Origin of the sequence: Dietzia sp. DQ11-71 (assembly GCF_014144995.1) — a bacterium.
GTDB classification, from domain to species: Bacteria; Actinomycetota; Actinomycetes; order Mycobacteriales; family Mycobacteriaceae; genus Dietzia; species Dietzia kunjamensis.
Map to the genome: position 1 here is coordinate 1 of NZ_JAALDT010000423.1, position 6,611 is coordinate 6,611.

Annotated in this window: 8 protein-coding genes and 1 pseudogene; 7 read left to right on the plus strand and 2 right to left on the minus strand. The window is 70.4% G+C overall.

The annotated features are described in order from the left end of the window. The 7 genes and pseudogenes from G6023_RS13710 to G6023_RS16320 all read left to right on the plus strand — a co-directional run. Positions 1-245, plus strand: a 245-nt coding sequence (locus tag G6023_RS13710; RefSeq protein WP_182636028.1) for a molybdopterin dinucleotide binding domain-containing protein, incomplete at its 5' end; no start/stop codon positions are given. Then, positions 242-1,621 carry an NADH-quinone oxidoreductase subunit NuoH gene (gene nuoH / locus G6023_RS13715; protein WP_182636029.1) on the plus strand — a complete coding sequence of 460 codons (1,380 nt, stop codon included), beginning with the start codon at positions 242-244 and terminating at the stop codon, positions 1,619-1,621. The genes G6023_RS13710 and nuoH, both read left to right, overlap by 4 nt. A 1-nt stretch (position 1,622) precedes the next feature. Next, positions 1,623-2,228: an NADH-quinone oxidoreductase subunit NuoI gene (gene nuoI, locus G6023_RS13720; protein WP_182636032.1), complete on the plus strand. Its 606-nt coding sequence runs from the start codon at positions 1,623-1,625 to the stop codon at positions 2,226-2,228. After that, positions 2,225-2,986, plus strand: coding sequence for an NADH-quinone oxidoreductase subunit J (locus tag G6023_RS13725; RefSeq protein WP_182636030.1), 762 nt, complete (start codon positions 2,225-2,227; stop codon positions 2,984-2,986). Before nuoI ends, G6023_RS13725 begins: the two co-directional genes overlap by 4 nt. Beyond that, positions 2,983-3,282 carry an NADH-quinone oxidoreductase subunit NuoK gene (nuoK, locus tag G6023_RS13730; RefSeq protein ID WP_067714654.1) on the plus strand — a complete coding sequence of 100 codons (300 nt, stop codon included), beginning with the start codon at positions 2,983-2,985 and terminating at the stop codon, positions 3,280-3,282. The genes G6023_RS13725 and nuoK overlap by 4 nt, the downstream gene beginning before the upstream one ends. 139 nt (positions 3,283-3,421) lie before the next feature. After that, a pseudogene (gene nadE, locus G6023_RS16315) lies at positions 3,422-4,240 on the plus strand (ammonia-dependent NAD(+) synthetase); the annotation flags it as partial. A gap of 24 nt (positions 4,241-4,264) precedes the next feature. Continuing rightward, positions 4,265-4,822, plus strand: a complete 558-nt coding sequence (locus tag G6023_RS16320; protein ID WP_227022208.1) for a cysteine hydrolase family protein — start codon at positions 4,265-4,267, stop codon at positions 4,820-4,822. Between the two features lie 15 nt (positions 4,823-4,837). On the opposite strand, the gene G6023_RS13740 is transcribed toward G6023_RS16320, so the two are convergent. Continuing rightward, entirely contained in the window at positions 4,838-5,845 is a 1,008-nt protein-coding gene (locus tag G6023_RS13740; protein ID WP_182636031.1) for a pirin family protein, read from the minus strand. Positions 5,846-5,926: 81 nt separating this feature from the next. Continuing rightward, positions 5,927-6,607, minus strand: a complete 681-nt coding sequence (locus G6023_RS13745; RefSeq protein WP_472986450.1) for a DedA family protein — start codon at positions 6,605-6,607, stop codon at positions 5,927-5,929. Positions 6,608-6,611: the final 4 nt, after the last annotated feature.

Here is a 6,611-nt window from a genome sequence, read left to right on the forward strand (position 1 = left end):
GCACCGCCCGCCGCCCCGTGGTCCGCCTGTCGCCGACGACCGCCCGCGAACTCGGAGCCGCCGACGGCGACCCGGTGACCGTGTCCACCGACCGCGGGGCGATCACCCTGCCGCTGGCCGTCACCGAGATGCCCGACCGCGTGGTCTGGGTGCCGCAGAACTCGCCAGGGTCCGCCGTGAACGCGACTCTCGCCGCCGGCGCGGGCGACGTGGTGTCCATCGCGGTCGGGGAGGTGGCGTCATGACCGGGGTCGCGGTGAGCGGAGTCGCGGTGAACGGACCCGCCGTCCTCGCCGCCGGGGCCTCGTCGACCACCGGCGCCGACCTCACGGCCTTCGGTACGGACCCGTGGTGGCTGGTGTTGGCCAAGGTCCTCGCGGTCTTCGTGTTCCTGGTGGTGACCGTGCTCGCGGCCATCTACCTGGAGCGCAAGATCCTGGCGTGGATGCAGATGCGCATCGGCCCCAACCGCGTCGGCCCCGGCGGGATCCTGCAGAGCCTGGCCGACGGCGTGAAGATCGCCCTCAAGGAGGGATTCATCCCGGCCGGGGTCGACAAGCCGATCTTCCTGCTCGCACCGGTCATCGCGGTGATCCCGGCGTTCATAGCGTTCGCGGTGATCCCCTTCGGGCCCGTGGTCTCCGTCTTCGGCCACTCCACGCCGCTGCAGCTCACCGACCTGCACGTGGGAGTGCTCTACATCCTCGCCGTCACCTCGATCGGCGTGTACGGGATCGTGCTGGCGGGCTGGTCCTCCGGCTCGACCTACCCACTGCTCGGCGGCCTGCGCTCCACCGCCCAGGTGATCAGCTACGAGATCGCGATGGCGCTGTCGTTCGTCGGGGTGTTCCTCTTCGCCGGCACCATGTCGACGTCGGGGATCGTCGCCGCCCAGTCGCAGGTGTGGTTCGTGTTCCTGCTGCTGCCCTCGTTCGTCATCTACGTCATCTCGATGGTCGGCGAGACCAACCGCGCCCCCTTCGATCTGCCCGAGGCCGAGGGCGAACTCGTGGGCGGGTTCCACACCGAGTACTCCTCGCTGCGCTTCGCGATGTTCATGCTGGCCGAGTACGTCAACATGACCACCGTCTCCGCGCTCGCGGCCACTCTGTTCCTCGGCGGTTGGCAGGCCCCCCTGCCGTTCTCGCTGATCGACGGCGCGGATTCCGGGTGGTGGGCGCTGCTGTGGTTCGTGGCCAAGGTGTGGGCGTTCATGTTCCTGTTCATGTGGCTGCGGGCCACCCTCCCGCGACTGCGCTACGACCAGTTCATGACCTTCGGCTGGAAGGTGCTCATCCCCGTCTCGCTGGCCTGGGTCATGGCGGTGGCGACCATCCGGGTGGTCGTGGGCCCCGGGTCCGCGCTCCTCACGCCCGCCATGGTGATCGCGGGCCTGGTGGCGGTGGCGGTCATCGTCGTCGTCCATCGGTCCCGCTCCCGTCGCGGCGGCCGGGCCACGCCCACCCGCGGCGACTCTCCACCCGCGTCCGTCACGCGGGGCGCGCGCTTCGACCCCACGGCCGGAGGGTTCCCCGTCCCTCCGCTCCCCCACCAGCGCGTCGCGCTCGACCGCGCTACATCTGCAGACACGCCGTCCAGTCAGGAGGCCCGCCATGCCTAGGGTGCCCAGGTTCCTCGAACCGCTCGCCGGGTTCGGGGTGACGTTCTCCACGATGTTCCGCAAGGCCCACACCGAGCAGTACCCGGAGGAGAAGGTCCCCACCGCGCCCCGCTACCACGGGCGACACCAACTCAACCGCTACGCCGACGGGCTGGAGAAGTGCATCGGCTGCGAGCTGTGCGCCTGGGCGTGCCCGGCGGACGCGATCTACGTCGAGGGCGCCGACAACACCGCCGAGGAACGCTTCTCCCCCGGCGAACGCTACGGGCGGATCTACCAGATCAACTACCTGCGCTGCATCGGCTGCGGCCTGTGCGTGGAGGCGTGCCCGACCCGGGCGCTGACCATGACGAACAACTACGAGATGGTCGACGACAACCGCGCCGACCTCATCTACGAGAAGCACGACCTGCTCGGACCGATGCTCGCCGGGATGGTCCCCGCCCCGCACGACATGTACCCGGGCGCCGACCACTTCGACTACTACCGCGGAGAGATCACCGGCTCCGCGCCCGAGCAGGGTGAGCCGTACGAGCCCGGTGAGGCCGAGCCGCGCGGTGCGACCGCAGCCGGCTCGCGGGCGCGCCGCGGAAGGGGGGCCTCGTGACCACCGGGGAGTCCGTCCTGTTCTGGGTGCTGGCCATCATCGCCGTGGCCGGGGCGCTCGGGGTGGTCTCGGCGACCAAGGCGGTCTACTCGGCGCTGTGTCTGGCGGCGACCATGGTCTCGCTCGCGGTGCTGTACATCGCGCAGGGGGCGGTGTTCCTGGGCGTGGGCCAGATCGTCGTCTACACCGGCGCCGTGATGATGCTGTTCCTGTTCGTGGTGATGCTCATCGGGGTCGAGTCCTCGGACTCGCTGGTCGAGCGGATCCGCGGTCACCGGGTGGCGGCCATCGTCGCCGGCCTGGGGTTCGGCATCCTGCTGGCCACCGGGCTGGCGCGGGCGCAACTGCCGCCGTTCGCCGGGTTCGCCCCCGGATACTCGGACGTCCCCGCGCTGGCGGAGCTGCTGTTCTCCCGGCACGTGTGGGCGTTCGAGCTCACCGGGGTGCTGCTCATCATCGCCACCCTCGGCGCGATGGTCCTGGCGCACCGCGAGCGCTTCACCGGGCGCCTCACCCAGCGGCAGATGTCGCAGCAGCGCTTCCTCGACTGGCAGGCCGACGACACCGCCCGCGTGACCCCGCTGCCCAGCTCCGGCGTGTACGCGCGCCGCAACTCCGCCGACATGCCCGCCCGACTGCCCGACGGTTCCGACGCCCCCGACTCGGTGAGCGAGGTGCTGCGGCGCCATGCGGCCGATCGCGCGGGCAGCCCCGACGAACTCGGCAGCGGCGGACCCGGCGAAGGGGGCCGACGGTGAACCCCGAGTACTACCTCTACCTCTCGGCCGTGCTGTTCACCATCGGCGCGGCCGGGTTCCTGCTGCGGCGCAACGCCATCGTCCTGTTCATGTGCATCGAGCTCATGCTCAACGCCACCAACCTCGCCCTGGTGGCGTTCGCTCGGATGCACGGCGACGTCACCGGCCAGCTCTTCGCGTTCTTCATCATGGTCGTGGCCGCCGCCGAGGTCGTGATCGGCCTCGCGATCATCATGGCCATCTATCGGTCCCGCCGATCGGCGTCCGTCGACGACGCCAACCTGCTCAGGTACTAGGGGGACGACGATGACGACGACCGTGATGACGACGACGACAACGACCGCAGCCGCCCTCGCCCCCGCCGTCGCCGGGTCCGCGCTCTGGCTCATCCCCGCACTGCCGCTGTTCGGCGCGCCGGCCTCGCACAATGGGGCCATGCGCGAACTACAGCGGACGATCATCGACAGCCTCGGGGTCCGGCCCGACATCGACCCCGCCACCGAGGTGGAGCGACGGGTGCGGTTCCTCGTTGACTACCTCACCACCAGCGGCGCCAAGGGATTCGTGCTGGGTATCTCCGGCGGGGTCGACTCCACCCTGGCCGGGCGCCTGGCCCAGATCGCGGTGGAGCGGGTGCGCGCGGACGGCGGCGACGCGGTGTTCGTGGGGATGCGCCTGCCCTACCGGGTGCAGCACGACGAGGCCGACGCCGTCGCCGCGGTGGAGTTCGTCGACGCCGACGAGACCGTGACCGTGAACGTCGCACCGGGGGTCGACGCCCTCAACGGGGCGATCCGGGAGGGCACGGGGGCCGAGCTCACCGACTTCACGAAGGGCAACGCCAAGGCGCGTCACCGCATGGTCGCCCAGTACGCGCTGGCCGGGGACCGCGGACTACTGGTGATCGGCGCCGACCACGCCGCCGAGAACGTCACCGGGTTCTTCACGAAGTTCGGCGACGGCGCCGCGGACGTGTTGCCGCTGTCGGGGCTGAACAAGCGGCAGGGTCGCGCCCTGCTCCGCCAACTGGGCGCCCCGAAGCGACTGTGGGACAAGGTGCCCACCGCCGACCTGCTGGACGAGAACGAGGGCCAGACCGACGAGGACGAACTCGGCCTGCGCTACGACGACATCGATGACTACCTCGAGGGCCGCGACGTACCCGAACACGTCGCGCGGACGATCGAGTCGGTGTGGCACCGCAACCGGCACAAGCGCACCACGCCGGTCGAGGTCTCGGACACGTGGTGGCGTCCGGGCGAGCAGACCGCCCTCGTGGTGATCGACATGCAGAACTCGTACTTCGAGTTCCCCGAACTGGCGAAGGTGCGCGACGAGCTGGTGCCGCGGGTCAACGAACTCATCCGCACCGCCCACGACGCCGGACGACCCGTCGTGCTGGTGCGCACCGAGCACTCCCGCGACAAGTCCACGTGGACGCTCAACATGTGCGAGGACGACCAGGGCTTCGCGTTCCCCGGCACCGAGCAGGCGCAGTTCCTCGACGAGTTGGCCACGGGCGATCACGTGGAGGTGGTCAAGACCCGCGACAGCGCCTTCTTCGAGACCGAGCTCAAGGCCCGGCTCGAGCAGCTCGGCGTGGACCACCTGCTGCTGTGCGGGGTGTCGACGCACAGCTGCGTGTCGCAGACGGCGATCGACGGGTTCGCCGAGAACCTCCACGTCGCGGTCGCCCGCGGTGCCATCTCGTCGGACAACTCCGCCCTCTCGGAGGCGCTGCTGGACTTCTGCGCCGACCAGATGCGCCAGCCGATCATCGACCAGGAGGCCAGCCTCCAGCTTTTGCGAACCGGAGCCTGGCCCGACGGGGACTGACCCGACGGCCGCGGTCTAACCCACCGGCCGCGTGACGCGGCCGTCCGGGTAGCGGGCGAACCGGGTCTCGCCGCGCGGATGGACGGGGTCGTTCTGCGGCAGGTCCCAGGTGCCGAACACGCCGGCGCGGTACTCCTGCATGGCGGTGACGATGTCCTCGCGGGTGTTGCCGACGAACGGCCCCTGCTGGACGACCGGGGCACCGATCGGCCGGGCCTGCAGGACGAGGAACGACGCGCCCTCGTCTCCGGCGGTCACGGTGACCGTCTCCGGGGCGAGGACGGCGGCGTCGTACCCCAACTGCTGGTCGTCGACCGTCAGTGGCCCGCCGTAGTTGTAGAGCACCCGGTTCGCGGAGGGGTCGGCACCGGGCAGTTCCGTGCCCACGCCGGGGTCGAGCGTGACGATCCAGATGGCCAGGTGGTTCTCCGGTCGCGCCGCCCAGGAGTGTGGCGGCGGGTCCAGCGCGCGCACGCCGTCGATCTCCCCGGCGATCAGGCGGAACCTCGCGGCGGCCCCGTCGGCTCCGCGGACGACGACCGGGGTCTTCTCGGACCAGAACATGTCGAAGTGCGGCTCGGCGGACTTGTCCTCGGGCGCGAGGTTGAGCCAGATCTGGAACAGCTCCATGGTGTTGGGCCGCTCGGTGTCCAGAAGCGGGAACATCTCCGAGTGCGAGATCCCGGAACCGGCGGTGAGCCACTGGGTGTCGCCGTGGCCGAAACGGGCCGCCGCGCCGAGGGAGTCGGCGTGGTCGACCACGCCGTCGAGCACCACGGTCACGGTCTCGAACCCGCGGTGCGGGTGCTGGGGGAAGCCGGGGACGGTCTCACCGTGGTACATCGACCACCCGTCCTTGCCCGAGAAGTCCTGCCCCAGGGACCGGCCTGCGAGAGAGGCGGCGGGACGCATGGTCTCGCCCTCGGCCGGAGGGAACTCGTCACGGTGATGGACGGCGAACAGGAACGGGTCGAGGCCCGGCCACTGGCCTCCGAGCGGGACGACCTGGCGGATGGCGGACATGGTTTCCTCCTGCGGGTCACGGGTGCACGGGTTCTGGGGTGCGCGGGTGAGCTGACACGATTGCTATTGCTGTCACATCAGTTAACCGCGTGGGGCGTCGCCGTGTTCCCGCTGTTCCCTGAACTCCAGGTAGGCGCGTCGACCGAGGAACACCGCCAGCAGCACCACGATCGCCGCGACGACCGCGTTGGACGCCCATCCCGCCACCGACTCGATCCGGTGCCACTGCTCACCCAGGAGGTAACCGGCCACCACGAACAGCGAGTTCCAGATCAGACTGCCGGCCGTGGTGAGCAGCACGAACAGCAGGAGGCTCATCCGCTCGACACCCGCCGGGATGGAGATGAGACTGCGCACGACGGGCACCATGCGACCGAAGAAGACCGCGCCCCGGCCGTGGCGGGTGAACCAGCCCTCGGCCTTGTCGAAGTCCGCGACCTGGATCAGGGGGACCCGGTCGAACAGCGCGCGGACCCGCTCGGCACCGAGCCAGAAACCCAAACCGTAGGCCAGGATCGCCCCCAGCACGGACCCGAGGGTGGTCCAGAAGATCGCACCGGCGAGGGTGAACGTGCCCTGCGCGGCGCTGAACCCCGCCAGCGGCAGGATGACCTCGCTCGGGATGGGCGGGAAGACGTTCTCCAGACCCACCACGAGGGCCGCGCCGGGCCCGCCGAGCGCCTCCATGACGCCCACGGCCCAGCCCGCGACCCCGCCGAGATCACCCTCGGCCGCCAGGACTACCGGAGCAGCGACTTCGATCAAC

What these genes read in the sequence shown, in the direction of transcription:
- nuoH (WP_182636029.1), top strand. Translation starts at nt 242, where the DNA reads ATGACCGGGGTCGCGGTGAGCGGAGTCGCGGTGAACGGACCCGCCGTC.
- G6023_RS13740 (WP_182636031.1), bottom strand. Translation starts at nt 5,845, where the DNA reads ATGTCCGCCATCCGCCAGGTCGTCCCGCTCGGAGGCCAGTGGCCGGGC.